Genomic DNA, 25,830 nt, shown 5'->3' with positions numbered 1-25,830 from the left:
CTTCAAATTTTTTATACGGATACTAAAATGAATAAAAATATAGTTATAGAAGACCATGTTGTTCCTCAACTTTTCACAACAGCGATCGAAGCTTATGAATTTGAACATAAGGCTCATAAGAATGGTAAATCGTATAAAAACTTAGAAACCTTCGGGCTTCTATGGGGCTATTCAATTCCTCAAAAAGGAAATTTACCCGACCGGATAGTAGCTACAATGGCTACAGTCGAGACATCAGCTCTAAGACATCAAGATTGGGTACGACCAGATTTAGATTCAATAATCGCGAAGAAGAGCTTTTTTGAAAGATATTGGCCAAATATTGAGCTAGTAGGGACATTCCACTCTCATCCATATGCAAATCTGACTGAGGTAAACGAAGTTAAGGGCTGGAGAGCATCCCAAGGAGATGAACAATTTTGGCCTTGGTTCCATGAAATTGTTTCGCCAGAACAACCTTTATTGGCTCACCTGATTGTTACGATATCTAAACTAGAAAAAAGAGGTTGGGCATACCCGGATCGCTTGAAAGGTAAAGAGGAATGTAAGGGGTATGTTCTTTCCGCCGAAGATAGGAAACTATGGTTGCGCTCATATTCAACTAAAGCATATTCGACTACGAATGGCGCTTTAATGTATGAGTATGAAGATGACTTACAATTAGAAATTCCTGCGCTCCAAAATAGGTTCTGGTAAAGCGCCTTACGCAGCCACACGGCCTCCCCCGGTCATCAACAACAGCGCTAGTTAATGCAGCCTTGGAACTGCCGCTCTACTTCGGTCTGGTTCCTGGCCCTTGATGCCATGATGTTTGGCGTGTGGCCGAGTTTAACGAGCTCTCGGGCCCAGCAATGATACGCGCCGCCGGCCTCCATCCCGATAATTGCCGGCGGGATACCAGCAAACGTCAAGATGACTTTTGATCGCGCTATTGTTTTGTGGTTCAACACCTTGCCTTAGTGATCCTCCCCGTAGATACTGAAGCGATGTTTGGCAAATCAATGCCATAGATGGTGACATTGTGGCCTCAGGTGATTTAAAAATCAGACTTACCAAGTTTGGCAAAGCCTGATAAGGGGGAGTCCATGTCTTCCGCTATGTTTATTAATATAATTCGAGGTTAACTTGAGAGATAAGAAGTTCTTGAGAAAAGCTTTTGAACATATCAAAAGTGCCCACCAAGGTATTGAACGTAAACACTATCAGCAAGAGGCAGCTTATGTTTCAGCTGTAATGGGACGCTTGAATGGCACAATAAAAGATCCAAAAAGCCACGGAACATTGGAATTTAAGTTCGATACCGTGGTTGTCAATGATCGCGGACCGGGAGCAGCAGAGAATAGATACGGAGCAGATTTTGCTATTGTTTTTAAAAAGCAGGGGGTTGTAAACGGGTGTTCTAAAGCAATTCTCGGACAAGCAAAAAATGGTAGTTCAGACAAGCTCACAAAGAGAGAGCGTGCTCGCCTGATTGAACAATGCAATAAAATGTTTGGCCATACAACGGACTATATTGTAGTTGAAGCACCTCAAAACGGTGAGCTCGGACCTATGGTTCGTATCGGAGATCAACAAGAGCAACTTAGAATCGGTAAAAGTCGTATCAGTCTAGAGCATTATATTCTAAATAAGCTTATCGGGTGTCATCATGGCGACCGAAGAGATGATTTTATAGATGCAGTCCAAGATAGTTCGTTGTCTAAACTTGAAATAATCACTAATGGACTAGATCTAGACTTAGACTTAACTCGTGACGGTTCTTCCTTGGAACCTTAGAGATAACATCGCTTTTAGGTAGGTTTTAAGCCTCCCCGCTTTAGTACACACCCATAACTAACCTGGCCGGTTGCTATGCTTGCTTCTAAAACGGGGAACCTCACCTACCCCAGCGCCCCCAGCTCGAGGGCATTCTTCAGCGTTGCTTTCACGTACTCAAGCTGTGAGCCATGCCGTTCTTCCCAGGCTTTGGGATCGTCATGAAAGCGGCGGTGTTCGTTGGTTTCTAAAGGGATGGTGAAGAGATCATGGGTTTTGCCGCCCATCTTCCCTTCGCCGTGGCCGATCAAGTGATGAGCGACAACATTTTCAGTTTTACCGGTGATCACGCAAGGCAACGAGCGCACAAACTTCAGATACTTTTCGCTACGCCAAATGAGCTCTTTTGGCCGGGCCATGTACATCGCTGGTGGCTCGTCATCCACCTTGAACTGGATGGGCTTCACCCGGTCGGCCAGTAACGCCTTCGTATCGAGGTCGAACCGTTCATCGCTCTCGCGGCGTGACGCAAGCGTCTCTGATTTTGGTTTTGGCTTTACGCCAAACATCTCATCGACAACAGAACGCGGCAGACAGTCGTACACACCATTCACCACACTCCACCAGCAGAGCTCGGGCAATGATACGGCCCGATCTAACCTCAGCTGGTGCTTTAACGCTTCAAGGCCACATAGCATGACATTACGCCTGGCGATCGCCCTGCCCTTTTCAGTTGGATTGATGCGCTCCTCATTGTCATGGTGCCAGCAAAGCCGGATGGCCCCGCTGGCGTAATCCAAGAACGTCAGGTTTTTATCGCAGTATTCACTGTCCGACAGCTGGCAATGCGGGATCCGCTCTAACCAGTGATAGAAGTTGCCCAGGCACTTTTGGACATCCGGATGAGAGAAGAACTCGAGCAACCGCTCATCATCCACCAGCGATGTTGAACGATCCGGGAACACCGGACGGTTCAGCTTCCCGCTTGGTACATTCACCAGCTCTTTCGGTAACGGCATGACCACCAGCCGGTTACCCTGGCTCATTTTGACCAGCTCAGTTAACAGGGTTTTGCCGGGTTTGAACATCATCAAACCCAGATCAGGCTGTAGGAAAGGTTGAAGTACTAACAACGCAACGCCTCCTCAATCATCTTTATTGCTTCCCCCCGCTTGATCATGTCACCTGTAAAACGCAGTACCGTCCAGCCTCTTAATGCCGCGGTATTGTATTTCTCGCAATCCCCTTCGAACCCTTTCCCCCGGGTGTGCCGGCCATTCGTCCAGGTACCGCCCTCAACCTCAATCGCCACGAGCAGATCCGGATAAGCAAAGTCGAATCGCCACCGACGCTTTTCATGGAACCGGTACTCAGCGACAGGCACATCCAGCTTTACTGCCCGAATGTGCGTTAACAGCAGACGCTCTAACTGACTCACAGCACCACCTCTTCATTCCATACGGGATTCAGTTCGGCTTCAACGCGCGCCTCACGCCCTGATCCGGCAACCGTAATCGAGGTCACAAAGTGTGGTATTCCCTGGTGGTGATAAACACGCTGCTTCTCATAACAAATGCAAAGCGCTTCAACAACTTTGCTATCGGGTAACATACGAATAATCATCAGGCTGCCACCGCCTTTAGATGACCGGTTTCAATCAACTTTTTCCGGAGCCAGATTTCACCCTTGCCGGTGATCATCGCTGTATGGCTGATGCGGGTCTGAGAGTTTGTTTCATACGTCCCCTGCTTCACCGTAAAGTACCCTCTCTCCACATACTCCTGGTATGGCAGGTTGTACGAATCCCCACGGCTCATGAACACCTTAATCTCTCGAAGAATACGGAAGATGGTCACCGGCCCTAGCCCGACCGTCTTGGCAAACTGGCCCAGCTTCACCCCCTTGTCGGCACCAGCAACAGCATCGGCAAACTCAACTTTCGGTTTGGCAACCGCCAGGGCGTGATTTTTGGCTTCTATCTCTTTCGCCTGGTTGGCAGCTAATTGCAGAGCTTCAGCAAAAGAGCCCGGGACTTTCGGTTGGCTCTGCTTTTCCAGCTCTTGCCAACGATCCACGACGACTGCGGTGAACTCAGGACATAAACGCGCCACCACAACCAATGAATTTCGTCGGTTCAGGTGATATTCGTAATAGGTCCTCTGGTTCTGTGGGTGAACATAGGGGGTCTCCTTAATCTCAGGAACCCCATCACTCGGCTTCAGTATTCTGCCGCTCACCAATTCACGAATAACCTTCATCACATTGTCGTGGCGTTTATTGGTTAGCGAAGCAATCTCGCGACTGCTCATCGTCATTTCTGTTTGGGTTGTCAGTTCAAACATTGGTCATCCCTCCACCAGCCAGAGCTTATGCGTATTTCCTGTTTGCTCGTTGTTCATGATCCGAATGTTGGCGCCGGCCTTACGTGCTTTATCTAACAGTCGAACCAACTCACAGACATGAACACCCAGCTCGTCACACAGCTCCTTTGGTGTCCACACTCTGGCGCGGGATACCATCAAGGCTCGAAGATCCTTTTCACTGGCCATTCCTTCCCCCTAGTTCGTCCAGCAGCTGCTGTCGTTGCCGTGACATTTCCGCGATACGACGCTTACTGGAATCAATCGACTCCTGTGTTGCTCCCCAGTCAATCGCGCGCAGCAGTGCCTGGTTTTCGTTGTTGATTTCCAACTCCAGATCGCGAATTTTGTTTTTCAGCTGAGTACGCTGATCTGGTTTTGGCTTCGAAGTCGGCTGGGCCGCAGGTACCGCATAACCCCGATCTTGCTCTTTGGCCAACCAGGAGTTGATGAACCGCTCGATGCCGGATTTCGTTTTGCGGCGGCGAGGGTTCGCAGCAAGCCAGCCGATCATGTTCCGAAACTGCTGGTGGACGTCCACCGCCGGGTACAGCCCTGCCAGTGCCTGAACGTCTTCGGCGTACAGCGGGAACAGCGACTTGTCATTCAAGACCAGCTGAAAAACAGGTTGCCGCTCGTCGGCATCGAGCTTGCTCGGTGCATCAATGATCTGTTTGTTTGTATATGGTTTGGATCTGTTACTGGAATCGGTAATATTCCCACTTCCATGGTTTTAGTAATCTTCCCATTTCGAATCGGTAATATTTCCATTTCCATCCGGTAAAATTACCGAATCCATTTGGGAATCCTGTTCAGTTGCCGGAAACAGTAACTCCACCAGCCGATCACCGTTGATCTGGTAATGCGTTGTCGGAACGCCATTGGCCTTCTTCACCCGACTTTGAATCACATCACCCAACCGCTTCTTAAGCTGACGAACGGCGTAACGCACCTGGTCAGTAGTCAGGCACAGTTCAGTGCCCAACTCGTCATTTGATTTATAGAACCACTCACCGTCGGCTTTGGTGCTCGACCAGAACACCAGCTGAGACAGCACGGCCGCATGGGTGTGGTTCCCCTCGCAGAATTTGATATATGGACGTGGAATGCTGATCGCTGCTGCCTGACCAGAGAGCTCACGTACGACGTCAAACAACCTAGCCATCAGTCTTTTCCCTCTCTCTCAAAATAGCCTCACCGATTTCACGCAAGCGATCCCGGTCGACATATCGCGTCACCTGCCCCGCACCAAGGTCGGAATGTTTGAACAGGATCAGAACGCTTCCTTTGGTGTTTCCGTTTACCACCTTTTTCGTCACCGGATTCATGAACGACACCCGGCCACCAGTAATAAAACGAATTTCAGTCGCGTGCTTTGGCCACCAGCTAGCATCTGGCGTTGCAGGCACCAGCAGTACAGAGTTGATTTGGTGATTCACGCATTGCTCATACGCCTTTTCGATGAAGGCTTTAATCATGCCGCGCGAATAAGGCGGGTTGATCCATGCCCATCGTTGCTTGAGGTGAAGATACCCTTTCCAAACATCTTTCCAGTTCTCCATGCTCAGCGCGTCCATGGCTTCAGTGATGTAGCAAGGGTTTTTGAAGTTATGCTCACTGGCACAAGCATCAAGCCTGAACCAGAACTCATTGTTCAAAGCCGCATAAAGCCAGTCAGGCGTTGCCCAGGCATCTTTCTGATTCGGTGATAAATCCGACGCAATATAATCAGCCATTACGCCACCTCCAAACGTGTTGTGCGGTTTTGATAAACCAGACCGCACGAACTGGGCTCCTTGGTTGAAGCGCGACCAAACAACCAATAGAATGCATATGCGACCAAATGACTAATGTAAGGAAAGTGACATGCCTGGACGTTTACCGTCTGATCAACAGAGAGGGAATTACCCTCGAACACAGCCTCCCCCGCCGCCTCCACAAAGGCCGCCGCAGTCATCATAAAAGGAGAAGCAACATGAAACGCCACGAGCAAGAATTTAACGTTATCTACTGCTACAGACTGGAAAAGTACCTCTACACCTTCTGGCGCAGAACCTACAACCTCGTGGTGTTTCTCCAAATTTTCCTGAGTACCATGGTATTCTCTGGTGTATCCGGCACTCAATGGTATGGCGCTCTCATGGCAAGCCTGACGATTGGTGCTTTCGTTTTTCGCCCCGACAGTGCGATGGCACACGCCAAAGCTCAGATGTCCGAGTACTCTCGAGTGAGACTCCATATGAGTAAAATGGAAGATAAAGAACTGTCGGATGAGCTTTATCGGCTGAAGCCTAAAGACAGTGACCCTCTCGGTTGTTTCGAAACTCCGGCTTTCAACCGTGCCTCGATTGAATATGGCCAACCGGACTACGCCGTTAACCTGACGACTTTCGAATCGACTCTTGCCTGGCTGGCCGGAGATCTCCCCAAAAAGTAGACTCTCCCCCTCATCAATCGCTTTGAAAAATGAGCGGCTAATTTCTACAACCCCATGTTTGCCCACCATGAACAATCGCCATTGGTGGTTCTCTATACGGGCCTTTAGTGCTATTCTCCTCATGACTTCTCCGGGTTACTTACACGTGTTTTCGGGGTGGTTAGTGATTTTTCCTCGCAAGAAAATTCACATCCTGGCTTTAAGTCGTTGCCGCGGCTTAAAGCCAACTCAATTCTTTTCTCTACCGTTTGGATATGCAGGTCGCATCGAGCCTTGAGTATCCGAAGTCGTTCCAGTTCGAACCGGTCACCTTCAACGTCCTGCTGCACACGAATCACTCGGCAAGAGTTCATCGTCATGTCCGACATCTGCTTCACCATTTCCCAGAATTCATCTGTTTTCATACGTCCTCCGCGTATAAAGCATCGAGCTTGAGCATGAAGGCCTCGAACATGCCCTGATAGTCATTCTTCAACCGGGCAATGGTCTTCCGTTCGCGGGAATCAAACACGCCGTCGGCCCTCGCCTCTTCGATGGTTTTATCCAAAAGCCCCTTCACCGCGTTCAGCTGTAAGTGGCAATCGAACATGTCGACGCTATCCAGCTGCGCAACTCGTGGACGCGCCACAACCATGCTGCCAACACGCTCTGCAAAGTACTCAGCAACGTATGACGTCATCGTCAGATCGGCCATCTCCACCAGCTCATCAACACTGAAGAAACGCGAGCCTTTCTTTTCGTACAAGTGGTTATTGAAGCTATCCACGGACATCCCCAAAACCGCAGCAACCGCTTCCTTCCCACCGGTTACCCCCGCAATGGTCTTGTTCACCATCTCTTTCTTGTTTATCACCATCTGCTCCTATGTTTGGTGGTTAACCTTTGTGCTCGATCTCGCTAGTATCGTGTTGAGGGTTAGGGAACACTTCCTCAAAGGTACAGTTGGCACCTAATGCATTCAGTGCCTTGACTATTTTCCAGCACATTTTGAGTTTGATATTTCTAATACCAGATTCGTAATTCCCAATAGTTGATGGAGTAACACCCACAACTTTTGCTAACCCTGCCTGGCTGACTTTTGCTTTGTCACGAAAATCGGAAATTCTGTTCATGAGTACTCCTCCCGAACCAAATATACACAAATCGTGTTCAACCGTAAACACAAATAGTGTGCTTACTCTGTACACGGAGCGTGGTAATTTAATGACATGAATAAGAAACAAGAAGTCGGGGCACGCCTTAAGCGCTTCCGGGAAGATAAAGGGATGAGTCAAAGATCTCTGGCTGAAAAGTGCGGCTGGGGAGCGTCTCGTATTGGAAACTATGAAGCGGGTGCGCGTAGCATCAACCTTGATGATGCAGAAGTCATCGCTAAACACCTTGGCATCAAGCCATATCAGATCTTATTTGATAGCGAAGAGTTAATTGAGTTTGCGAATGTTTCTAAGATAGACATTCAGCCTTCCTACAAACAACAATTTCCAGTATTGAGCTCAGTTCAAGCTGGGGCCTGGACTGAAGCAGTCGAGCCCTGTTCAAGCATTGATGCTGATGAATGGTATGAAACCACTGAGCGCACAAGCAAACATAGCTTCTGGTTAAGAGTCCAGGGTGACTCTATGACGTCAGCAACCGGTCTCAGCTTTCCAGAAGGAACGCTTGTGCTGGTTGATCCGGAACGAGATTTTGCAAATGGCTCTTTAGTCGTTGCTAAGCTGATTGATGTGAACGAGGCGACTTTTAAAAAGCTCGTCATCGATGCTGGCCAGAAATTCTTAAAACCCCTGAATCCGTCATACCCGACTTTACCTATCAACGGTAACTGCAAAATTATTGGTGTCGTTGTCGACGCGAAAATGAAACTCTTCTAACCGACTCGCCTCGCCAAAACACAAATCTAACCGCCTCCGGGCGGTTTTTTTATACCTCCTTTCGCACCTCGCAAACCACACGAACACATTTTGTGTTTGACCCATGGACACGATATGTGTAGATTGAAAACACAAAACGTAGCCACCTGACAAATTGCGAGGAAAAACGATGCAGAAACAAGAAGCCGGAAACCTCAGTGTTGAGGATCGCACCACCAACTTCCCCAAGCTGATGCAAGAGCTTGATGGCGGGGTCATTTCAAATGTTATGGGACTGGCCATGTCGAACGTTGCCCGGGCTGTTTCGTACAGCGACAAAGCCGGCAACGTGAAGATGGACCTCAAGCTGAAGCCCATGGGCACCAACAACGAGATGGTTGAAATCACGGTCAACATGTCGGTGAAGGAGCCAAAGACTGGTTTCGGCGCCAAGAGTGAAGACTTCCAGTACACCTCAATCGCGTATGTAGGGAAAGGCGGCAAACTGACCTACGACCGACCAAAAGAAGACGTTCACGGCCAAGTTGTTATAGAAGACGCCGTGCTGCGTGAAGTTCGCGGCTAATACACACCACCCGATTCAATAACCTGAAAGAGAGTAATCATGAGCATGGACAAATCTGCAATTCAACAAATTCAAGAATCCGGCAGCGCGAAAGAGTTTCTGGCCCAGTTGGCTGGCGCAGGGTTTCCTGTTGCGGCGCTCCCTGAAAACTTCGCACTGCACAGCCTGGAAAGCTTTATGCCTAACCGCAACACTTTCCGCGGCCTGATGAAAACGGCCAACATCGATGAATTTGTTCGCTACCACGAAGAGTATCAGACCGAAGGAAACCAGTGTTTTATCAACGCCGACAGCATGTCAGCGTTAACCATCTTTGACCTGGGTACTCACAATTTCCCGGGCCATTGCAAACACCAGGCACAGCTGACCTTGCGTAAAACAGCACTGTTTCGTGCCCTGCTAAACGTGAATGAAGAACGCCTCGGGCAAAAGCAGCTGGCCGAGTGGATCGAAGATTACAGCGCGTCGATCCAAGTGTTTTCGACCGCCGGTGACGTCATTGAGAACGCGGTCGCTTCTGCCGCGGTTCGTAACATGAAGTTCGAAGCAAAAGCAGGCCGTGAATCAAACGTTGATGATTTCAGCCAACACCAATCTGAGTACGAGTCGATTGCTGTTCGTACCAAAGATGAATTCCCAATGCCTGCCGTGTTCAAGTTCACCTGTGAGCCGTACCTGGGGCTTGATGAGCGCGTGTTTGAACTGCGCATGAGCACCATCGGGAACGATACGCTGGTGCTACGGATCAAGAAATTAGAGCAGCATCAGGAAGAAATGGGCGAAGAGTTCCAAGAGAAACTTCAAGCCAAGTTCCTGTCGGAAGAAATCGAAATCGACACCTTTATCGGCTCGTTCTCTTCATAACCGGATAACGCGCCCTTTCAGGAGGGCGCTTCTTGCGAGGAAACATGGCAACTGCATTTCAAACAAAACACGGGGTGATTACGGTCGGCAAGCCGTATTACCTCTTCCCACTGGGACAGGTGGTTGATCTGAAGCTGATCCGGCATGAAAACCAAGAAAATGGATGGGGCGTCAGCAAGCCCTACCCGGTTTCAACTGAACTCACTTCCGATCTGCTCAACGACTTCGCCGATCAAGCCAGCAAGCTACTGTAAGGGACCAACATGCACTACGAAAACGTCACGATCGACCTCGAAACAACTGACACTGAAGACACCTCAAAGATTCTCAGCATTGGCGTGGTGCCATTCAACTGGGGAGAGAACGTCAGCTTTGATGAACTGTGCCACCGGGAAAGCAGCCTGTATTTGACTCTCGATTTATCCAGCTTCCCTGCTGGCTTCACCGAGTCCACCAGCACGATGAAATGGTGGGAAAGCCAGGGTGAAGCGGCAAGGCATGTTCTGGCGCCAAGCCCGACAGACATCAGCATTAAAGATGCTTTGATGAAGCTACACATCCACCTTTGTGCTCACGTGCTTCCCCTGAAGAAAGACAGCGGACAAGTGTTTTGCCGTGGCTACGACTTTGACGGCGGCATTTTGAATCATGCCTACGATCAGCTGGAATTGCTGACGCCCTGGACCTACAACCGGTTCCGCTGCGTTCGTACTGCCATTGATATTCTGTCCGCCTCGCGTAACGGCTATGTGGTTGAAAAGAATCCTGTTGGATTCATCAAGCACCACGCGTTGCATGATGCCGCCAAAGACACCTTAACCATGCTGGCGCTGAACAAGGCGCACCACGCTTCAAGCAATACCGCGCACTGAGTCGGTACGTTTAAAAAGTCAACCACCAGTTCCGCCCGTTACTGGTGGTTACCTTCAACACCATAACCAGATATATAGGTCACATACATGAGTAGATCTCAAATCGCGATTGTTACGCTGAAGAAGGCTTCTGAAGAGATCGGCCTGAGCACCAAAACATTGCGAGAAAAAGCTCGTGACGGGTTCTATCCATCCACTGTCATGAGAAAGATTCACGGCACCTGGATGGTAGATATTGAGGAATGGAACCGATGGCACCGAATGCAATAGTAGATAAACTCCCTTCTGGTATAGAAATCCATAGCGGAAATTTACGGATATGCTTCTACTACAAAGGGAAGCGCCATCGAGAATCACTTGGCCTGAAACCAACGAAACAGAACATCAATTTCGCCACGCGCAAGCGCGAGGCCATGCTCTATGAAATGAAAATCGGCACCTTTAGCTATGCCGCCCACTTTCCTGAATCCAAGCATGCGTCAGGAAAGCCGGGGGCATTAGATCTGAGCCAACTCGCGAAACAGTTTCTTGAATCCAAAGCGCACGACATTCGCCGGTCGACCCACCAGCGGTATGAATGGGTGCTGAGGGACTTTCTCGAACTCTACGGCGCCAACCGGAGCTGCGACACGCTATCGCCCAGATCACTCACGCAATTCCGGCAGGAGCTGGTGAAAGGGAAAAGTGGCCGGACGATTAACCGCAACCTGGTCACCATCAATGCCTTTCTGGCCTGGCTACACAAAATGGAATACGTCGAGCGCGATCTCTCGGAGGTGCTCACCCGAGTGAAAGAGAGCGAGGTTGACATACAGCCCTTCTCAGTCGACGAAATTAACAAGGCACTGGCTGAATGCCACCAGCTACAGCACAGGAATATGATCACACTACTGGTTTACACCGGCATTCGCAGCGGCGAGTTGTGTGCCCTCGCCTGGGAAGATGTGGACTTTGAAAACAACACCATTCACATCCGGCGATCAACCTATGACAGGCGTGGCCTCAAAACAACCAAGACCGACAAAGAACGCTTTGTTGATTTACTGCCACCAGCCATTGAAGCATTAAAGGCGCAACGCCACTTAACGTATTTGTTTCCGGCCAAAGAATATGATGTTGAGTTGCCCGGCCAAGCTTATCGCCAAGAGAAGCTCCGCTTTGTCTTCAACCCAAAGGCCGTTCGTGAGCAAAAGTGCAGCGACTACGACTATTACGGGAAACGCGCGCTTGGCAAAGTTTGGGAAGCCCTTTGCCAAAAGGCCGGCATTCCACACCGCAACCAGTACCAGTTGCGGCACACCTACGCCAGTTGGATGATCACCCACGCGAACGTCAATGTCAGTTACCTGGCGCAGCAAATGGGCCACGCCGACATCACCATGGTCGCCAAGGTCTACGGGAAGTGGTTAACGGAATCGAACAAGAAAGAGTCCGATCGGGTGTGGGGAGAGTTGCAGAAGGTTCAGAGGAAGTAAACCGCCGAAAGGCGGTTTGCTGTTATCGTAACTCGCAGCTGAGCAGAAATGGGGTAGATTAGTGATTCTAACCCGATTATTTAATATTAGATAAAGTATCTTGATAGCTTAAACGTTGTTATGCTTACATTCTCATCTTAGATAGTTGCTCTCGAAGTTGCTCAATAGCTTCAACAAACTCAATAAAGTGCGGTGGAATGAACAACACTTGGCCCTCATCAACTAGAGTAGAGCCTGTTACTCTTAAATAATGACTATTTGCAATTTTTGAAAGAGTTTCAACTAGTTCTTTCTCCATAAGGAAATAGTGCGGTTTAAGTTGTTCAATAAGGTCGAGTATTGGCCAAGTAGTATATATAGTGAGAAGCTCTTTATAATTCCTTGCTTCATACTGATTCTTCGAATAGATAACTATGCCCAGATTTTTCGGAATTTGATGATCCAGAGCACCTCTAACTGAGAGGTATCGCTTTAACTCAACTAAATCTATATTTTTGACGTTTTTATGATTCACAACTAAAGGGATACATACTTCTAAAGCGTAGTCTACTTTGCAGATCAAACTCTCAAGCTGAGGATAAACAATACGATTATTTTTCTTTCTATCCTCTCGCTTTGTCAAAGTGACCGTTAATATGAAGAATACATAACTGGAAATAAGTGACACTATTACACCAGAAATCGCAGATCCCCAGCTACCGCTACCAGTAAAAAAACCAGCAGAGAAACAAGTAATCACCAACGCAATAAAAGCAGTGAAAGATGGATAATCAATATTTTTCAAAGTCCCCTCAATATCAACTGTTTCTGTTCTGTTTAAGTGCTTTGTCAAGTTCGGACATTCCCTCTCGCAAGCCCCCCACCTCTGGTGACAATACTCGCTTGAATCTCTGTGAGTTTTAAAGTTAATGAACTACTAACCTGCTCATTTAAAAAAATTCTTTTCTGCAAAGTTTTTGAAAAACGTTTATCTATAAAAAATACATAGCTAGCACCATCAGTAGTAACCTCCCGTACCATTAACTTACTACCACATAAATCATCAAAGTATTCCATTACCTCTTTAGGTATTAACCCATGATTATTTTTTATGGAACTTTTAGGCTCACCAAAAAAAAGAGACAAATACTTAACCTCATTCTCACCCATTTTCTCTATAAATAACCTTTGAGCCAATCTTTGTTTTTTATTGTTTTGAATTAACAACTTAAATTTTGCAAACGTAGTAATTGAAGTGTCTAAAAGAGACTTGCGAATAGTATTTATCTGATTAAACAACCAACACACGATATCAAAAGCTAGTACATATAAAGCAATATAAAATCCAGTAAGCAGACTAAATAACACTAAAACAGGAAGTTCTTCAGCTAGAGTTTTGGTGGTAGAAAAAGATAGTAATATAGAAACCACTGTCAGCATCAAAATGATGGCAGTTTTTTTAGTCATGCCTTTGGAAATTATGTTTAACATTTCTTCCAAGTATTTCATCATCATGTCCCGAAGAGCTTAACGCCAACCTTGAGGGCGCATTTGGAGCGGAGCCCGCAGGGCATAGCGAAAATTGCGCCCCTCTCCATGGTTTTGTTAGGCTTCTGTGCCATAACTTTCACATAACTCTCTTGCTTCTGCTAAGTCGCCACCGAAAACCGCATACGGCTCGAAACCAAATTTCTGGCCGGAAGGCCTGACCCGTACAACCTGAACCCCAGTACGATGATGAAATTCTAGGGCAAGTTTTTTTGTTTCTTCGCTTGCGTTCACTCCGACCACAACTTGCTCAACATCATTCGTGGGAATTTTTGCAACATGAACGGGTATACTGAACGCATCGGTTTTTCCGGTATCAGTGCAATCTGCCAGCCGCATTGCAACTCTCCTCTCGCGTTCGTATTGCCAGTGATCCGACTTTACATACAAATCCGACACCGAAATTTCCGAACCGTCCGAGAACATTGCACCATCAACCACGGGCCTACCCTTGCTATAGCGGACCTCAGCAGCACGATTAGCAAGTTCTGTTCCGCGCTTCAACTTTAAGGCTATTCCCCGGTGAGATTCCGCATAGTGCGCCCACATCAGCAGGTTTAGCGGAATTTTCTTTTCTGATAGTGAAAAGCAACAGGTTCCGACACTAGAGCTCAGTTGTTCAATTACATTGTTTGCAAGTTCAAATTTATACTCATCTATCCTTTCACTGGGTATCAGGAAGTTCTCGATTACCGACTTTCCGCCGTGAAGGACAAACCTCAGCCCTGCTATAGACGGCTCAATATTGGAGCGCATACGTATATCAAGTGATAGCTCAAACGGATCGTTGTATGAGTTAGGCGGAGTAAATCGGATAGTTTCTTCTTGCAGGAACGAGTTCGCTGCCACCACACCAAGGTATTTGAATAAGTTTTCGGCCATATCGGCTGTGCTCCAGAAACATAACGAATGACATGGACTCCCCCTCATCAGGCTTTGCCACACTTGGTAAATCTGATGACGAAATCGCCGGAGGCAACCACGTAATAATCTATCTATGGTATTGATTTAGCCAAACATTGATTCAGTATCCACGGTGAGGTTCACCAATGCAAGGTCTTGATCAACAGAACAATACCGCGATCAAAAGTCCTTTCGACGTTTGTCAATATCCCGCTGGCTATGGCTAGGATGAAAGTCTGTGGAGCCTCTCATTATCGGTCCAGTCAGTCCGTAAAATCCCGATATCAGTCTTTCAGGAGTAACCACTTCACCAGGAGATTGCAACAACCAATGATGATGTAATTTTCAGATCTTTGCGGGAAAACCTGATAATGCTGCGGGCACATTTGATGCCTTCTAACGAATGAGGAACCGCAACCGCACAGTCCATAAGGGTCATGGCATAAATGCCACTCAACAGACTTAATGTAGAGCGGCAGTTCAAACCCTTGCATTACCTGACGCTGTTGTTGACAACCGGGGAAGTCCAGAATCCGCTGGTTTTACTTGTTAGGACTTTGTTGCTCGATTCTCTCTATTATTTTGGAAGCCACTGCATCTTCGTTGGGGCCACTAAAAATACTCATTACTCCAAAAACAATAGTAAATACCAGACCGATAATAGCCAATGGGACTGACCATTTGTTAGTTTGATGAGTTCGTTGATGCTCACTACTTCTCACAGATAGTACTGTGCTAAGTTCATCAATAAAATAATTTGTACTCTCGGTTGCCTCTTTAGCTTCGATTGAATCTTTCAACCCCTTAAGGAGTCTTCTTTCTTCTGATGGAAGACTATCGAAAGGCTTGACTTGCTTCTCAGCTTCTATTAATAACTTTAGTTTACTTATGTAATCTATATTATGTTTACTTTCGCTTTGCGCGTTCAATTTATGAACAAGAAAGTCTTCAAGTAGGTGAGATATGGCAATGTTTGTTTCAAACTCTCGCTCTACTGATGATTTTACATATTTTAAAAACTCTAAATCAATATCGTGACCAGCATCTAAGTGAGAGTTTAGCAACTTGAAAAGTTTATCCTTGGCCTTCTCTTCCCTTTTTTCTGGCTTAATGATCTGTGAAGTAACAACATTACTTAACACTGCCATTGCAACAGCCACTAATCCTACGGTGGCAGTAGAGTCTTTCAATGCTTCGATAATTACTTCAAACGACAATTGTATCTCCTTTTGCGTGTAGCCCTAACGCTCCAAGAAGGGTCGCACGTTAGTGCGTCCCACTTACTTGGCTTGTTTTATACCTTTTGACTCTAACGCACTTTTAATACTTTTAATTAGCTCTTCGTTTTCTCCACTCGCTAAGGCGATGCCCTTATTAAAGCTTTGAATATAATCCAAAGAGGAACTCGAGAAACCATTTTTAGAGATAAACAATGCGTCATCAATATCGGTTGGAAATTTATTTAATGTATCTTTGATTACACTCGCCGAAAGTGGTCTTGAATGTGACTTAACTTCAACGGCTATCAGCCGCTCTCCAAGTTTTGCTAGAAGATCGTAACCTTTATCTGGTGACTTCAGTGAAGCTTCTTCAACCTCAAAATTTAGATTTCTAAGAATATCTGCGACGGTTCTCTCGTATTCAATCGCATCTCTGAAATGCGACCGTATATTTTTCTCACCGTCATTTCCTGTAACTATTTCTATAGTTCCACCGTGGCTATTTTTTAGTGTGACAACTTTTTGATTAAGGTTTTTCTTGGCCAACCTTTTTGTAAAGAAAACGGCAATGGCTGTAACTATTGATGAGAGTATGCCGATCAAAACACTCATAAGGTCAATATTCATGATACATACTCCTTAGCTGTACTAAGAATAATACTGAAAACATAAAGTCCTGCTCCAGCTAAGATTTGAGCAGGAAAACCAAGAAAAAGTACTGGTGAACTTTGAATAGATAAAGTGCAAATCCAAAACCATATAAATAGAGAAACAAACAGAAATAACCACATCAAGTTTACGAAAACTTGGTCTCTTTTCGATACTTTGACCCATCGCTCACCTTCATCTGTCTCAAACTCAAATTCTTTTAATTTTGTAAGTGGTACCAAGAAAGAAATACCCGTCGCTGCTAAAGTTGGACCAACGAACCCGAAGGTATCGACATTAACCAGATTTCTAAGCAAAGCTTCAAACGAAACCAATATAATAGGAAAACCATACACAATCAGCGCATGCATTTATTAGCTCCTTTGCCCATTGTTTCCTCCCTCATAGGTATAACAGAGTATTAAGCAGCATGCTCGATAACACTCATTGTATTTTGATAACATATTAGACAATTCATTATGCTTATCAAACATTTAAGTCCTGATTTGATATCTATGTCCGGTTTTACGTTCGGTCAAAACATGCATGTGCGTATAACGAGACCTCATAAGCACTCAACAACGGAGAATAAAGCGCTTATTTTCAACAGCATAAGCTGATTGGCCCTGAGAAAATTGAGCAATTTCTGTCTCGTTAACACTCCCCGAGATAAGCAGAAAATGGTAATTCTCACTTATCACTGTTTGTCAGAGCAGATCAACTGTCCAGCCCCGAATGTCTTATCCGCATTTGATAACCGGTAGATCCCGCCACTTGGTGGTGTACTGCGGGGAGAGAAATTCACGGCGCATCGCCCACTTGGGGGTGATCCCCTGCGCGGCCATGAACACAGTATCTGAGCCAAACTTTCCATTGATGCCGTCGAAAGCTTTCATCAGCGTTGGATCTGCTGGGGAGGTGTTGAACAAGTCCTGCTGGGCATGGCGGGCATCTTCCAGGTCAATTAACCCGACGCCCACCTTGTAGTAGCGAACACCCGGAATAAAGAGTGATTTGGCGGCTTGGGATGCGATTTGTGTCAGCTGCCGGGTGTCATCTGTCGGAAAGGCAAACCGGTACTGAAAACGTCTGCTCACTGGCGCTTCGTCGTACGGCGAGTTCCCGGCAAAAATGAGTATCTGGCGGCACAGCGATTGTTGTCGGCGCGCCTTGGCGGCGGCAATACCAGCGTGTTTACACAGTGCCTGCTCCAGTTCGGTTAGGGACGTGATCCGCTGGCCCATACTGCGGGTTGAGAAGATCTGTTTCTTGTCTGCTCTCGCTTCATCCCACACTTTGCAGGGCTGGCCGTTGAGCTCTCGAACGGTCCGCTCCAGTTCAACATTAAACTGCTTTCTTGCGAGACCAGGCGGCATATCGGCCAGCTGCAACGCCGTTTCAATCCCCACCAGCGATAACCGCCTGGCGATACGCCCACCGATCCCCCATATGTCTCGGGTTGTCATCTGCGCCAGTACCGAACGCCATGCCCTGCTCTCATCCAACACACAAACGCCCTGGTAGCCGGGGATTTTCTTTGCCGCGTGATTCGCCACCTTGGCCAGCGTCAGCGACGGCCCCATGCCGACACATAGAGGCAATCGACACTCTTTCCATACCGTCCGTCTCAGCAAGCTGCCATGGGCCGCGAAATCCGGAATCGCTTTACTGCAGCGCTGAAAGGAAAGAAAGGATTCATCAATGGAGTAGATATGTTGCTCCGGCGCAAAGCGGCCGATCACCTCCATCATCTTGGCGGACAAGTCACCATAGAGCTCGTAATTGGACGAACAGACAATCACGCCTTTAGCTTTACACAGCCCCTTCACTTCAAAGTACGGCTTGAATTTTTCAATGCCGGCTTCGCGCGCCTGGCGGTTTGCGGCCACGATACAGCCATCATTATTGCTGAGCACAATGATCGGCCTGCCACGCCAGTCTGGCCGGTAGACCTGCTCGGCAGAGCAATAGAAGCTATTAGCATCCACCAGGGCAAACATCAGGCCTCCAGTAACCGGCTGGCCCGGTGGCAGCGTATCGAGCGGACCACTACGCCTTCGACAGAAAACTGATCATCGCCACCGATCCAGATCGGCGGGTACCCAGAGGTTGCAGAGAGCAACCGCCGCTGACGGACATCGATGATCTTACAAACGAATTCACCATTGAAATTGGCGACGATGACATCGTGGTCTGCCACCGAGACATGACGATCTACAATCAGGATATCGCCATCGAATATCCCGACCCCTTCCATCGAGCGCCCCTGTGCTCGCCCGATAAAGGTGGCACTGGGATGTTCAACCAGGAGTTCATCCAGGCTGAGCGGTAACTGAAGGTAATCGGCGGCCGGGCTCTCAAAGCCTGTGATCCCGGCACTTGCACAAATTGGAATGACGTTCATATTGCAAAATACTGTTTATTTATACAGTATTATTTTCAACGCTACCGGGGCGTTTTGCAAGCGCTCTATCACTTCAATGGATCAACAGATGAAAAGGTAAGCAGGATGTGCGGACGATTCAGCATCGACAGCTGGCTGGCAAAAACGGTGAGGGATGAAATGGAGTGGAAGGATCCGTGCTGACAAGCTTGGGTCTGAAAGGAATTTGAAGGGAGGCCGGAGTGGGATCGCTCGAACTGTACCCGCCAACGTGTTTGGCAGTGTATGTATCAGTCCAAGTAAAAAGCCCCCATCGGTTCATGGGGGCTTTTTTTCACAAAGATGGGGGCTAAAAAGGGGCTATTTGGGGGGCTAAATACCGCCCCAACTTCCATTTTACTGTTTATGCATACAGCACAGTCAAAATGAAAAAGCGCCCCTTTCGGAGCGCTCTCAATCTTATTCCCAATCAAGGATAACCTTGCCGGAAAGCCCGCTACGCATGGCGTCGAAGCCTTTCTGGAAGTCATCCACCTTGAAGTGGTGGGTGATAATTGGGTTCAGATCCAGGCCAGATTGGATCAGGCTTGCCATCTTGTACCAAGTCTCGAACATTTCGCGACCGTAGATGCCTTTGATGATCAAACCTTTGAAGATCACCTGGTTCCAGTCGATGCCCATGTCTGATGGTGGAATACCCAGCAGCGCAATCTTACCGCCGTGGTTCATGTTGGTCAGCATGCTGTTGAAAGCTGCCGGGTTACCCGACATTTCCAGACCGACATCGAAGCCTTCAGTCATGCCCAGCTCAGCGGCAACATCTTCCAGCTTCTCTTTGGCAACGTTCACTGCACGGGTCACGCCCATTTGACGCGCCAGATCCAGACGGTATTCGTTCACATCGGTGATCACCACATGACGGGCACCGACGTGTTTGGCAACGGCTGCAGCCATGATCCCGATTGGGCCTGCACCGGTGATCAGCACATCTTCACCCACCAGGTCGAACGACAGCGCGGTGTGAACGGCATTGCCGAACGGGTCGAAAATCGACGCCAGATCGTCCGAGATCTCGTCCGGGATTTTGAATGCATTGAATGCTGGGATCACCAGATATTCTGCAAACGCGCCTTCGCGGTTGACGCCCACACCAATGGTGTTACGGCACAGGTGCGTCCGGCCGCCACGACAATTACGGCAGTGACCACAGGTGATGTGACCTTCACCGGAGACGCGATCGCCGATTTCAAAACCGCGAACTTCCTGGCCGATGCCAACCACTTCACCCACGTATTCGTGACCCACAACCATCGGAACCGGAATTGTCTTTTGTGACCACTCATCCCAGTTGTAGATGTGAACGTCGGTACCGCAAATCGCAGTTTTCTTAATTTTGATCAGCAGATCGTTATGGCCAAGCTCCGGCTTGTCCACTTCGGTCATCCAGATGCCTTCTTCAGGCTTCAGCTTTGAAAGCGCTTTAATTTTCATAATCTCTTGTCCGAATGACTCTCCCGCAATGGTTCGGGAGAGTAAAATCTATTCATTGCTCGTTATTCACAACCTGGTCGTACAGTTCCAGGTCGTCTCAGGCCCAAGTCGTTTCAGAGGCCCAATCGCCTGAATTAGATGATGCCCATGTCTTTACCGACTTCGATAAAGGCATCAATCGCTTGGTCCAACTGCTCGCGGGTATGGGCCGCAGACATCTGTGTACGGATACGGGCTTGACCTTTCGGCACCACCGGGAAGGAGAAGCCAATCACGTAAATACCTTTCGCCAGTGCGCGCTCGGCAAACTCAGCCGCCACTTTCGCATCACCCAGCATGATTGGGATAATTGCGTGGTCAGCGCCTGCCATGGTGAAGCCGGCTTCAGTCATGCGGGCACGGAAATGCGCCGCGTTGTCCCACAGCTGATCGCGTAGTGAGCCGCTTTCGGCCAGCAAGTCCAGCACACGCAGAGACGCAGAAACAATTGCCGGTGCCACAGAGTTCGAGAACAGGTATGGACGAGAGCGCTGACGCAACCAGTCGATCACTTCTTTCTTACCGGAAGTATAACCGCCAGATGCACCACCCATGGCTTTACCCAGGGTCCCGGTGATGATGTCGATGCGACCCATTACGTCATGGTACTCGTGAGTACCGCGACCGTTGTCGCCCATGAAGCCAACTGCGTGAGAGTCATCAACCATCACCAGCGCATTGTACTTGTCCGCCAGGTCACAGATTGCAGGCAGGTTCGCCACTACGCCGTCCATCGAAAACACACCGTCGGTCACGATCAGCTTATGACGCGCGCCCGCTTCATCTGCAGCAATCAGTTGTTGCTCCAGCTCAGCCATGTCGTTGTTGGCGTAGCGGAAACGCTTGGCTTTACACAGACGCACACCGTCGATGATCGACGCGTGGTTCAGGGCATCAGAGATGATGGCATCATCCGGGCCAAGAATCGTTTCGAACAGGCCGGCATTGGCGTCGAAACAAGAGGTATAAAGGATGGTGTCTTCCATTCCCAGGAAGTCAGACAGCTTGCGCTCGAGCTCTTTGTGCGCGTCCTGCGTACCGCAGATGAAACGCACCGATGCCATCCCGAAGCCGTGCTGATCCATCCCGGCTTTTGCCGCTTCAATCAGATCAGGGTGATTCGCCAGGCCCAGGTAGTTGTTGGCACAGAAGTTCAGGACTTCCTCGCCGGTGTTAATCGAAACAGCCGCTTTTTGTGCTGAAGTGATCACACGTTCTGATTTGTACAAACCTTCAGCTTTTACTTGTTCGATTTGCTGTTTGATTTGGTCGTAGAATGCAGCTGACATGATGTTCCTCTCATTAGATTCTGCAAATGCACGCCGTAACGTCATTCACCAGACAGATGACCTTATAAACAGGTTAGGTGATCTGTCTGAAAAAATGTTCAGTTAACAGGATGTTTCAACGCCAGCCATTCTAATCCAAGCCTATTCGGACTATTATCCCCTGACCTGGAAAAGGACTCTTGAACTATGGACACAAATACCCTGATTGCCTTAATGCCGGAACTGGCGGTTTTTAAGATTGTCGTGGATGAAGGCAGCTTCACGGCTGCCGCGAAAAAACTGGGGGTCACCCCATCGGCCCTCAGCAAGCAGATCTCCCGGTTGGAAACGACGCTCTCGGCAAAACTGCTTGAGCGGACCACCCGCAAACTGGTGATCACCCAGTCGGGCCGGGGGATCTACGATCAATGCTGCACCATATTGCAGGCGACCAAGCAAGTGGTGGAATTTACCAGCTCAGAGCATGAAACGCCGTCCGGCTCTTTGACCGTGGCTGCGCCAAAAGCGTTTCTGAGTATTGTGCTGCAACCGCTGGTAACCCCTTTTCTGACCCAATACCCGAACATCGAGTTAAAACTCAAGGCCTCCGACGGCGACATCGATCTGATTTCCGAAGGCATCGATGTGGTCTTTCGCCTCACCGAAAAACCAAGTGAAGGGCTGGTGCTGAAACAAATCGGCAAAGTCCGCCTGAGCCTGTGCGCCAGCCCGGATTACCTGGCCCAGCGCGGCACGCCGCGCGTGCCGACCGATCTACTGAACCACGATTGCATCTATTTGGGGGAAACAACCACCGACCATATCTGGGATTTTGTCAAAGATGATGAATTCCACTCGATTCCGGTCAAAGGGCGTTATGCGGTCAACCACTCCCAGATGCGGCTGAAAGGGGTGCTGGATGGCTTGGGGATCGGGATTTTTCCGGATTTTGTGATCAAACGCGCGCTGGAAGAAGGCAGCGTGGTTGAGGTGCTGGATGACTGGACTCTAAAAGGCAACTACCAAGGGGATATCGTGTTGCAGTTCGCCCAGACCAAATTCATGCCGGCCCGGCTGCGGGTTTTTATCGACTATGTCTCCGAGCACCTGTCCCAGTACACCGTGGAATCATAATAAACTTCAAACCCGGATTTTATTAGCACAAATCTGACCATACGGGCTTATCAGAGCATCAGCTATACTGGATTTAGTCCAAAGGGTATCAAAATACTCCGCTGATTGATCCACTCAGCACGTGGCATCGTTATACCAATCAAAGTAAGTGATCAGAAATAGCGCAGGAAAAATGTTTGAGAACAAGGCGGAATTTTTTGATAAGTAGTTATTCTACAGTCAAAAATTCTAACGCAGTTATCGAGCGTTTTAACAAGCTAGGATGGCCAGTTATTTACTGCGATTGGTATTTCAAGGATGTAGCCATATTGAATGGATCTGACCAATATCAGGAGCGTGCCGATGAACGAGTTCCAGCAAAACCGATGCTGCGCCCTGCTCAGTCATGTCTTGCCCTGCAATACCTTGCTCTACTACTTCCTGTGCGGCACTCTGTGCTTCGCCCTGATGACGGTCGCTCCCTCTGTACGAGCTTATCCGCCGGATTCCCTGCACTGGCATCATCGCAGTATCCTCTATTTTGCGCCGCAGAACGATCAGCATGTTCAGGCATTTCTGCGCGAAGCGCTGATGAACGATTGCCTACTGCAAGAGCGCGATGTTGTGACCATTGTGATCACCCACGACGGCTTTAACCAACCCGCCAACCTGTTCAGCCCCGAGGATATTCGGATGCTGACACAAAAATATAACATTGCCCCGGATGCCCACACCGCGATCCTGATTGGCAAAGACGGCAAAGAGAAGCACCGCTGGAGTGACGCAACCAACTGGCGTTATCTTACTGAATTGATTGATAGTATGCCCCTTAGACAGCAAGAAATGGCGAAGCAAACCAGCCGCTGTTCGATTTGATTTCTTGTGACGCATTTCCAAAAAATGCTCTACGCCTCCCCAACTACGCCGCCCGACCCGCTTTCAGGGTGGATTTCATCACGTGCCAGAGCCAGTATGGTGTGCCTCGTCAACCTTCCAATCACGACAGAGAAGAATCATGATGAAGACACCCTACTTATTCCACGGTCAGGATGCCTTTTGGGCCACACCGGCCCGGGATCACCTGAAAGTCACTTTGGTGAGCGAGTCCGATCGTCAGGTTTCAGCTATTTTTGTCCGTTGCGAACCAGATAACGAAGAAGAGCTGCTCGATATGTCGCGCGGTGAAACCCACGGCCGCCTGCAATACTGGCATGGAGAGATCCCGCTTAACAGTGATATTCCCCTGACCCACTACTGCTTTAAGATCATGCAGAACAACCGCCAGTGGTGGCTACACGCACAGGGCGTGACCCCGCGGGTGCCGGGCAAAGAAGCTCACTTTAAATACAACCGCCAGGCACAGCCGCCAGCCTGGGTCAAACAACAGGTGTTCTACCAAATTTTCCCGGACCGCTTTGCCAACGGCGATCCGGCGCTTAGTGTACAGTCTGATGAGTACTGCTTGCGCGGTCATGAACGGCCAACCATCGCCAAAGCCTGGGGTACACCGGTGTCCAGCCATGATGAAGGCAACGGGCCAAATGAGTTTTACGGCGGCGATTTAGCCGGGATTCAGAGCAAACTGGATTATCTTCAAAAGCTGGGGATCACAGCCCTTTACCTGAACCCAATTTTTGCCGCGCCGAGCAACCATAAATATGACACCACGGACTATCACCGGGTCGACCCGCACCTGGGCACCAATACGCAATTTGCCGATATGGTGGGCGATCTGCACCAGCGTGGGATGAAGATCATTCTGGATGCCGTCTATAACCATACCTCGGTTGATCATCCCTGGTTTGATAAATACCAGCGCAACACGGACGAGCCGGGTGCGTACAACCACCCGGACTCAGCGTATCGCGATTACTACCAGTTCGACGGCGACAGCAATGAGTATATTGGCTGGAAAGGGATCAGCTCGCTGCCCAAATTGAACTTTTCCAATCCGGCGGTACAAGACTTCATCTATGCCGGAGAAGAGGCGGTGATCAAACACTGGCTCCGCCCGCCTTACCAGATTGACGGCTGGCGCTTTGATGTCATTCATATGCTGGGCGAAGGTGCCGGGGCGGTAAACAATGCCCGTTATGTGAAAGCGTTCCGGGATGCGGCCAAATCGGTCAACCCCGACAGCTATGTGCTGGGCGAGCACTTTTTCGAAGCCAGCCAGTGGCTGCAGGGCGATCAGGAAGACGGCGCGATGAACTACTATGGCTTCGCCCACCCGGTACGGGCCTTCTTTACCGGGTTGGATATTGCCTACCACCGCTGCCAGATCGACGCTGAGGAACTCGTGGCTTGGCTCGACGAAGCCCGGGGGAAAATCCCGTGGCAAAACCAGCTCAGCCAGTTTAACCAGCTCGACAGCCATGACACCATGCGTTTCCTGACCATGCTTGAAGGCGATCAGGACACCATGAAATTAGCCCTGCTGATGCTATTTGCCTATGTCGGCACCCCTTGCCTGTATTACGGCACCGAAGTTGCGCTGGAAGGCGGTCAGGATCCGGACAACCGCCGCTGCTTCCCGTGGGAACGCACGGAGAAGCCAAATGCGATGTTTGACTATGTCTCGCACCTGATCCAACTGCGCAAAAACACAGCTGCACTTCAGGAAGGCAGTCTGCAATGGCTGTATGCCGAGCATCAGCAGCTGGCGTTTGCCCGGACACTAGGCGATGAAATTGCCCTGTGCCTGATCAACAATAGCGAGAATGCCAAAACACTCACCTTGCCGGTCTGGCAGCTGGGGATTGAGCACGCGGTGTTGCAGGATCAACTGACCGGGGATGAATGGCAAGTGAAAGACGGTCAACTGTCCATGACGCTGGCAGGCAAGGAAGGTTTGTTACTCACACTGACTTAACTGGAACCGGGGGAGCAAAGCGATACTGGCTGCTCCCCTGTAAAACAACAGAGCAACACAATACCCCCAAAAGGCAGTATAAAGCTCCAGAAAACAACCAGCACAATAGTTAACACCGCCAGACAATAAGAAATAGGCATTGGATTTGCCTATTTCTTTTTCGGGTG

Annotated in this window: 34 protein-coding genes; 13 read left to right on the top strand and 21 right to left on the bottom strand. The window is 48.8% G+C overall.

Annotated features, from left to right (window positions below):
• The first annotated feature begins 27 nt into the window (after positions 1–27).
• On the top strand, positions 28–696 hold the full coding sequence (locus NNL38_RS07070; protein ID WP_255390305.1) for a hypothetical protein: 669 nt from the start codon (positions 28–30) through the stop codon (positions 694–696).
• 447 nt (positions 697–1,143) lie between these two features.
• On the top strand, positions 1,144–1,776 hold the full coding sequence (locus tag NNL38_RS07065) for a hypothetical protein (RefSeq protein ID WP_255390304.1): 633 nt from the start codon (positions 1,144–1,146) through the stop codon (positions 1,774–1,776).
• A gap of 104 nt (positions 1,777–1,880) precedes the next feature.
• Here NNL38_RS07065 and NNL38_RS07060 read toward each other — a convergent pair whose 3' ends face one another.
• The 8 genes from NNL38_RS07060 to NNL38_RS07025 all read right to left on the bottom strand — a co-directional run bounded on the left by NNL38_RS07060 (position 1,881) and on the right by NNL38_RS07025 (position 5,851).
• A complete protein-coding gene (locus NNL38_RS07060; protein ID WP_255390303.1) occupies positions 1,881–2,888 on the bottom strand; it encodes a DUF968 domain-containing protein in 1,008 nt (335 codons plus the stop codon).
• A complete protein-coding gene (locus NNL38_RS07055) occupies positions 2,882–3,193 on the bottom strand; it encodes a putative endonuclease domain-containing protein (protein WP_255390302.1) in 312 nt (103 codons plus the stop codon). The genes NNL38_RS07060 and NNL38_RS07055 overlap by 7 nt, the downstream gene beginning before the upstream one ends.
• A complete protein-coding gene (locus NNL38_RS07050; protein WP_255390301.1) occupies positions 3,190–3,378 on the bottom strand; it encodes a hypothetical protein in 189 nt (62 codons plus the stop codon). The genes NNL38_RS07055 and NNL38_RS07050 overlap by 4 nt, the downstream gene beginning before the upstream one ends.
• The gene (locus NNL38_RS07045; RefSeq protein ID WP_255390300.1) at positions 3,378–4,097 is read right to left on the bottom strand and encodes a phage antirepressor KilAC domain-containing protein; all 720 of its coding nucleotides are present in this window, start codon (positions 4,095–4,097) and stop codon (positions 3,378–3,380) included. The genes NNL38_RS07050 and NNL38_RS07045 overlap by 1 nt, the downstream gene beginning before the upstream one ends.
• Positions 4,098–4,100: 3 nt before the next feature.
• Positions 4,101–4,304, bottom strand: coding sequence for a hypothetical protein (locus tag NNL38_RS07040; protein WP_255390299.1), 204 nt, complete (start codon positions 4,302–4,304; stop codon positions 4,101–4,103).
• The gene (locus tag NNL38_RS07035; protein ID WP_255390298.1) at positions 4,294–4,725 is read right to left on the bottom strand and encodes a hypothetical protein; all 432 of its coding nucleotides are present in this window, start codon (positions 4,723–4,725) and stop codon (positions 4,294–4,296) included. Before NNL38_RS07035 ends, NNL38_RS07040 begins: the two co-directional genes overlap by 11 nt.
• 123 nt (positions 4,726–4,848) lie before the next feature.
• On the bottom strand, positions 4,849–5,280 hold the full coding sequence (locus tag NNL38_RS07030) for a hypothetical protein (RefSeq protein ID WP_255390297.1): 432 nt from the start codon (positions 5,278–5,280) through the stop codon (positions 4,849–4,851).
• Positions 5,273–5,851 carry a phage N-6-adenine-methyltransferase gene (locus NNL38_RS07025; protein WP_255390296.1) on the bottom strand — a complete coding sequence of 193 codons (579 nt, stop codon included), beginning with the start codon at positions 5,849–5,851 and terminating at the stop codon, positions 5,273–5,275. Before NNL38_RS07025 ends, NNL38_RS07030 begins: the two co-directional genes overlap by 8 nt.
• A gap of 239 nt (positions 5,852–6,090) precedes the next feature.
• On the opposite strand from NNL38_RS07025, the gene NNL38_RS07020 reads away from it, so the two are divergent.
• Positions 6,091–6,552 (top strand): hypothetical protein, encoded by a 462-nt coding sequence (locus NNL38_RS07020; protein ID WP_255390295.1) that lies wholly within the window; start codon positions 6,091–6,093, stop codon positions 6,550–6,552.
• A gap of 119 nt (positions 6,553–6,671) precedes the next feature.
• Here NNL38_RS07020 and NNL38_RS07015 read toward each other — a convergent pair whose 3' ends face one another.
• Genes NNL38_RS07015 through NNL38_RS07005 form a run of 3 tightly spaced genes read right to left on the bottom strand, consistent with a single transcriptional unit; the run spans position 6,672 to position 7,664 of the window.
• Positions 6,672–6,956, bottom strand: coding sequence for a hypothetical protein (locus NNL38_RS07015; RefSeq protein ID WP_255390294.1), 285 nt, complete (start codon positions 6,954–6,956; stop codon positions 6,672–6,674).
• On the bottom strand, positions 6,953–7,408 hold the full coding sequence (locus NNL38_RS07010; RefSeq protein ID WP_255390293.1) for a YmfL family putative regulatory protein: 456 nt from the start codon (positions 7,406–7,408) through the stop codon (positions 6,953–6,955). Before NNL38_RS07010 ends, NNL38_RS07015 begins: the two co-directional genes overlap by 4 nt.
• 19 nt (positions 7,409–7,427) lie before the next feature.
• Positions 7,428–7,664, bottom strand: a complete 237-nt coding sequence (locus NNL38_RS07005) for a helix-turn-helix transcriptional regulator (RefSeq protein WP_255390292.1) — start codon at positions 7,662–7,664, stop codon at positions 7,428–7,430.
• Positions 7,665–7,760: 96 nt separating this feature from the next.
• On the opposite strand from NNL38_RS07005, the gene NNL38_RS07000 reads away from it, so the two are divergent.
• The 7 genes from NNL38_RS07000 to NNL38_RS06970 all read left to right on the top strand — a co-directional run bounded on the left by NNL38_RS07000 (position 7,761) and on the right by NNL38_RS06970 (position 12,199).
• Positions 7,761–8,423, top strand: coding sequence for a LexA family protein (locus tag NNL38_RS07000; RefSeq protein WP_255390291.1), 663 nt, complete (start codon positions 7,761–7,763; stop codon positions 8,421–8,423).
• A gap of 169 nt (positions 8,424–8,592) precedes the next feature.
• The gene (locus tag NNL38_RS06995; protein WP_255390290.1) at positions 8,593–8,988 is read left to right on the top strand and encodes a YfdP family phage-associated protein; all 396 of its coding nucleotides are present in this window, start codon (positions 8,593–8,595) and stop codon (positions 8,986–8,988) included.
• 39 nt (positions 8,989–9,027) lie between these two features.
• On the top strand, positions 9,028–9,852 hold the full coding sequence (locus NNL38_RS06990; RefSeq protein ID WP_255390289.1) for a DUF2303 family protein: 825 nt from the start codon (positions 9,028–9,030) through the stop codon (positions 9,850–9,852).
• A 44-nt stretch (positions 9,853–9,896) separates the two neighbouring features.
• The gene (locus NNL38_RS06985) at positions 9,897–10,106 is read left to right on the top strand and encodes a hypothetical protein (RefSeq protein ID WP_255390288.1); all 210 of its coding nucleotides are present in this window, start codon (positions 9,897–9,899) and stop codon (positions 10,104–10,106) included.
• 9 nt (positions 10,107–10,115) lie between these two features.
• The gene (locus NNL38_RS06980; RefSeq protein WP_255390287.1) at positions 10,116–10,724 is read left to right on the top strand and encodes a 3'-5' exonuclease; all 609 of its coding nucleotides are present in this window, start codon (positions 10,116–10,118) and stop codon (positions 10,722–10,724) included.
• 87 nt (positions 10,725–10,811) lie between these two features.
• Positions 10,812–10,994: a hypothetical protein gene (locus tag NNL38_RS06975; RefSeq protein ID WP_255390286.1), complete on the top strand. Its 183-nt coding sequence runs from the start codon at positions 10,812–10,814 to the stop codon at positions 10,992–10,994.
• Positions 10,976–12,199, top strand: a complete 1,224-nt coding sequence (locus tag NNL38_RS06970) for a site-specific integrase (protein ID WP_255390285.1) — start codon at positions 10,976–10,978, stop codon at positions 12,197–12,199. Before NNL38_RS06975 ends, NNL38_RS06970 begins: the two co-directional genes overlap by 19 nt.
• Positions 12,200–12,323: 124 nt before the next feature.
• Here the strand turns inward: NNL38_RS06970 and NNL38_RS06965 are convergent, their stop codons facing one another.
• The 10 genes from NNL38_RS06965 to NNL38_RS06920 form a co-directional block, all read right to left on the bottom strand.
• The gene (locus tag NNL38_RS06965) at positions 12,324–13,031 is read right to left on the bottom strand and encodes a hypothetical protein (protein WP_255390284.1); all 708 of its coding nucleotides are present in this window, start codon (positions 13,029–13,031) and stop codon (positions 12,324–12,326) included.
• Positions 13,028–13,678 carry a hypothetical protein gene (locus tag NNL38_RS06960; protein ID WP_255390283.1) on the bottom strand — a complete coding sequence of 217 codons (651 nt, stop codon included), beginning with the start codon at positions 13,676–13,678 and terminating at the stop codon, positions 13,028–13,030. The genes NNL38_RS06965 and NNL38_RS06960 overlap by 4 nt, the downstream gene beginning before the upstream one ends.
• A 105-nt stretch (positions 13,679–13,783) precedes the next feature.
• Positions 13,784–14,608, bottom strand: a complete 825-nt coding sequence (locus tag NNL38_RS06955) for a DUF2971 domain-containing protein (protein ID WP_255390282.1) — start codon at positions 14,606–14,608, stop codon at positions 13,784–13,786.
• Between the two features lie 563 nt (positions 14,609–15,171).
• The gene (locus NNL38_RS06950) at positions 15,172–15,846 is read right to left on the bottom strand and encodes a hypothetical protein (protein WP_255390281.1); all 675 of its coding nucleotides are present in this window, start codon (positions 15,844–15,846) and stop codon (positions 15,172–15,174) included.
• Positions 15,847–15,909: 63 nt separating this feature from the next.
• Positions 15,910–16,476: a restriction endonuclease gene (locus tag NNL38_RS06945; RefSeq protein WP_255390280.1), complete on the bottom strand. Its 567-nt coding sequence runs from the start codon at positions 16,474–16,476 to the stop codon at positions 15,910–15,912.
• Positions 16,473–16,868 (bottom strand): hypothetical protein, encoded by a 396-nt coding sequence (locus NNL38_RS06940; RefSeq protein ID WP_255390279.1) that lies wholly within the window; start codon positions 16,866–16,868, stop codon positions 16,473–16,475. The genes NNL38_RS06945 and NNL38_RS06940 overlap by 4 nt, the downstream gene beginning before the upstream one ends.
• A 369-nt stretch (positions 16,869–17,237) precedes the next feature.
• A complete protein-coding gene (locus NNL38_RS06935; protein ID WP_255390278.1) occupies positions 17,238–18,497 on the bottom strand; it encodes a Y-family DNA polymerase in 1,260 nt (419 codons plus the stop codon).
• Positions 18,497–18,901, bottom strand: a complete 405-nt coding sequence (gene umuD, locus NNL38_RS06930) for a translesion error-prone DNA polymerase V autoproteolytic subunit (protein ID WP_255390277.1) — start codon at positions 18,899–18,901, stop codon at positions 18,497–18,499. The genes NNL38_RS06935 and umuD overlap by 1 nt, the downstream gene beginning before the upstream one ends.
• Positions 18,902–19,339: 438 nt before the next feature.
• Entirely contained in the window at positions 19,340–20,371 is a 1,032-nt protein-coding gene (gene tdh, locus NNL38_RS06925) for an L-threonine 3-dehydrogenase (protein WP_255390276.1), read from the bottom strand.
• 134 nt (positions 20,372–20,505) lie between these two features.
• Entirely contained in the window at positions 20,506–21,699 is a 1,194-nt protein-coding gene (locus NNL38_RS06920; RefSeq protein ID WP_255390275.1) for a glycine C-acetyltransferase, read from the bottom strand.
• Between the two features lie 186 nt (positions 21,700–21,885).
• Here NNL38_RS06920 and NNL38_RS06915 point away from each other — a divergent pair, with 186 nt between their 5' ends.
• The 3 genes from NNL38_RS06915 to malZ all read left to right on the top strand — a co-directional run bounded on the left by NNL38_RS06915 (position 21,886) and on the right by malZ (position 25,663).
• A complete protein-coding gene (locus NNL38_RS06915) occupies positions 21,886–22,812 on the top strand; it encodes a LysR family transcriptional regulator (protein ID WP_255390274.1) in 927 nt (308 codons plus the stop codon).
• Positions 22,813–23,259: 447 nt separating this feature from the next.
• Positions 23,260–23,667: a DUF4174 domain-containing protein gene (locus NNL38_RS06910; protein WP_255390587.1), complete on the top strand. Its 408-nt coding sequence runs from the start codon at positions 23,260–23,262 to the stop codon at positions 23,665–23,667.
• A 142-nt stretch (positions 23,668–23,809) separates the two neighbouring features.
• Entirely contained in the window at positions 23,810–25,663 is a 1,854-nt protein-coding gene (gene malZ / locus NNL38_RS06905; protein WP_255390586.1) for a maltodextrin glucosidase, read from the top strand.
• The last annotated feature ends 167 nt before the right edge of the window (positions 25,664–25,830 follow it).

This window comes from Photobacterium atrarenae (assembly GCF_024380015.1).
GTDB classification, from domain to species: Bacteria; Pseudomonadota; Gammaproteobacteria; order Enterobacterales; family Vibrionaceae; genus Photobacterium; species Photobacterium atrarenae.
This window is presented reverse-complemented; position numbering and strand designations above follow the sequence as displayed.

What these genes read in the sequence shown, in the direction of transcription:
- NNL38_RS07070 (WP_255390305.1), top strand. Translation starts at nt 28, where the DNA reads ATGAATAAAAATATAGTTATAGAAGACCATGTTGTTCCTCAACTTTTC.
- NNL38_RS07050 (WP_255390301.1), bottom strand. Translation starts at nt 3,378, where the DNA reads ATGATTATTCGTATGTTACCCGATAGCAAAGTTGTTGAAGCGCTTTGC.
- NNL38_RS07045 (WP_255390300.1), bottom strand. Translation starts at nt 4,097, where the DNA reads ATGTTTGAACTGACAACCCAAACAGAAATGACGATGAGCAGTCGCGAG.
- NNL38_RS07040 (WP_255390299.1), bottom strand. Translation starts at nt 4,304, where the DNA reads ATGGCCAGTGAAAAGGATCTTCGAGCCTTGATGGTATCCCGCGCCAGA.
- NNL38_RS07030 (WP_255390297.1), bottom strand. Translation starts at nt 5,280, where the DNA reads ATGGCTAGGTTGTTTGACGTCGTACGTGAGCTCTCTGGTCAGGCAGCA.
- NNL38_RS07025 (WP_255390296.1), bottom strand. Translation starts at nt 5,851, where the DNA reads ATGGCTGATTATATTGCGTCGGATTTATCACCGAATCAGAAAGATGCC.
- NNL38_RS07020 (WP_255390295.1), top strand. Translation starts at nt 6,091, where the DNA reads ATGAAACGCCACGAGCAAGAATTTAACGTTATCTACTGCTACAGACTG.
- NNL38_RS07015 (WP_255390294.1), bottom strand. Translation starts at nt 6,956, where the DNA reads ATGAAAACAGATGAATTCTGGGAAATGGTGAAGCAGATGTCGGACATG.
- NNL38_RS07010 (WP_255390293.1), bottom strand. Translation starts at nt 7,408, where the DNA reads ATGGTGATAAACAAGAAAGAGATGGTGAACAAGACCATTGCGGGGGTA.
- NNL38_RS07005 (WP_255390292.1), bottom strand. Translation starts at nt 7,664, where the DNA reads ATGAACAGAATTTCCGATTTTCGTGACAAAGCAAAAGTCAGCCAGGCA.
- NNL38_RS07000 (WP_255390291.1), top strand. Translation starts at nt 7,761, where the DNA reads ATGAATAAGAAACAAGAAGTCGGGGCACGCCTTAAGCGCTTCCGGGAA.
- NNL38_RS06995 (WP_255390290.1), top strand. Translation starts at nt 8,593, where the DNA reads ATGCAGAAACAAGAAGCCGGAAACCTCAGTGTTGAGGATCGCACCACC.
- NNL38_RS06990 (WP_255390289.1), top strand. Translation starts at nt 9,028, where the DNA reads ATGAGCATGGACAAATCTGCAATTCAACAAATTCAAGAATCCGGCAGC.
- NNL38_RS06985 (WP_255390288.1), top strand. Translation starts at nt 9,897, where the DNA reads ATGGCAACTGCATTTCAAACAAAACACGGGGTGATTACGGTCGGCAAG.
- NNL38_RS06980 (WP_255390287.1), top strand. Translation starts at nt 10,116, where the DNA reads ATGCACTACGAAAACGTCACGATCGACCTCGAAACAACTGACACTGAA.
- NNL38_RS06975 (WP_255390286.1), top strand. Translation starts at nt 10,812, where the DNA reads ATGAGTAGATCTCAAATCGCGATTGTTACGCTGAAGAAGGCTTCTGAA.
- NNL38_RS06970 (WP_255390285.1), top strand. Translation starts at nt 10,976, where the DNA reads ATGGCACCGAATGCAATAGTAGATAAACTCCCTTCTGGTATAGAAATC.
- NNL38_RS06955 (WP_255390282.1), bottom strand. Translation starts at nt 14,608, where the DNA reads ATGGCCGAAAACTTATTCAAATACCTTGGTGTGGTGGCAGCGAACTCG.
- NNL38_RS06945 (WP_255390280.1), bottom strand. Translation starts at nt 16,476, where the DNA reads ATGAATATTGACCTTATGAGTGTTTTGATCGGCATACTCTCATCAATA.
- NNL38_RS06940 (WP_255390279.1), bottom strand. Translation starts at nt 16,868, where the DNA reads ATGCATGCGCTGATTGTGTATGGTTTTCCTATTATATTGGTTTCGTTT.
- NNL38_RS06935 (WP_255390278.1), bottom strand. Translation starts at nt 18,497, where the DNA reads ATGTTTGCCCTGGTGGATGCTAATAGCTTCTATTGCTCTGCCGAGCAG.
- umuD (WP_255390277.1), bottom strand. Translation starts at nt 18,901, where the DNA reads ATGAACGTCATTCCAATTTGTGCAAGTGCCGGGATCACAGGCTTTGAG.
- tdh (WP_255390276.1), bottom strand. Translation starts at nt 20,371, where the DNA reads ATGAAAATTAAAGCGCTTTCAAAGCTGAAGCCTGAAGAAGGCATCTGG.
- NNL38_RS06920 (WP_255390275.1), bottom strand. Translation starts at nt 21,699, where the DNA reads ATGTCAGCTGCATTCTACGACCAAATCAAACAGCAAATCGAACAAGTA.
- NNL38_RS06915 (WP_255390274.1), top strand. Translation starts at nt 21,886, where the DNA reads ATGGACACAAATACCCTGATTGCCTTAATGCCGGAACTGGCGGTTTTT.
- NNL38_RS06910 (WP_255390587.1), top strand. Translation starts at nt 23,260, where the DNA reads ATGACGGTCGCTCCCTCTGTACGAGCTTATCCGCCGGATTCCCTGCAC.
- malZ (WP_255390586.1), top strand. Translation starts at nt 23,810, where the DNA reads ATGAAGACACCCTACTTATTCCACGGTCAGGATGCCTTTTGGGCCACA.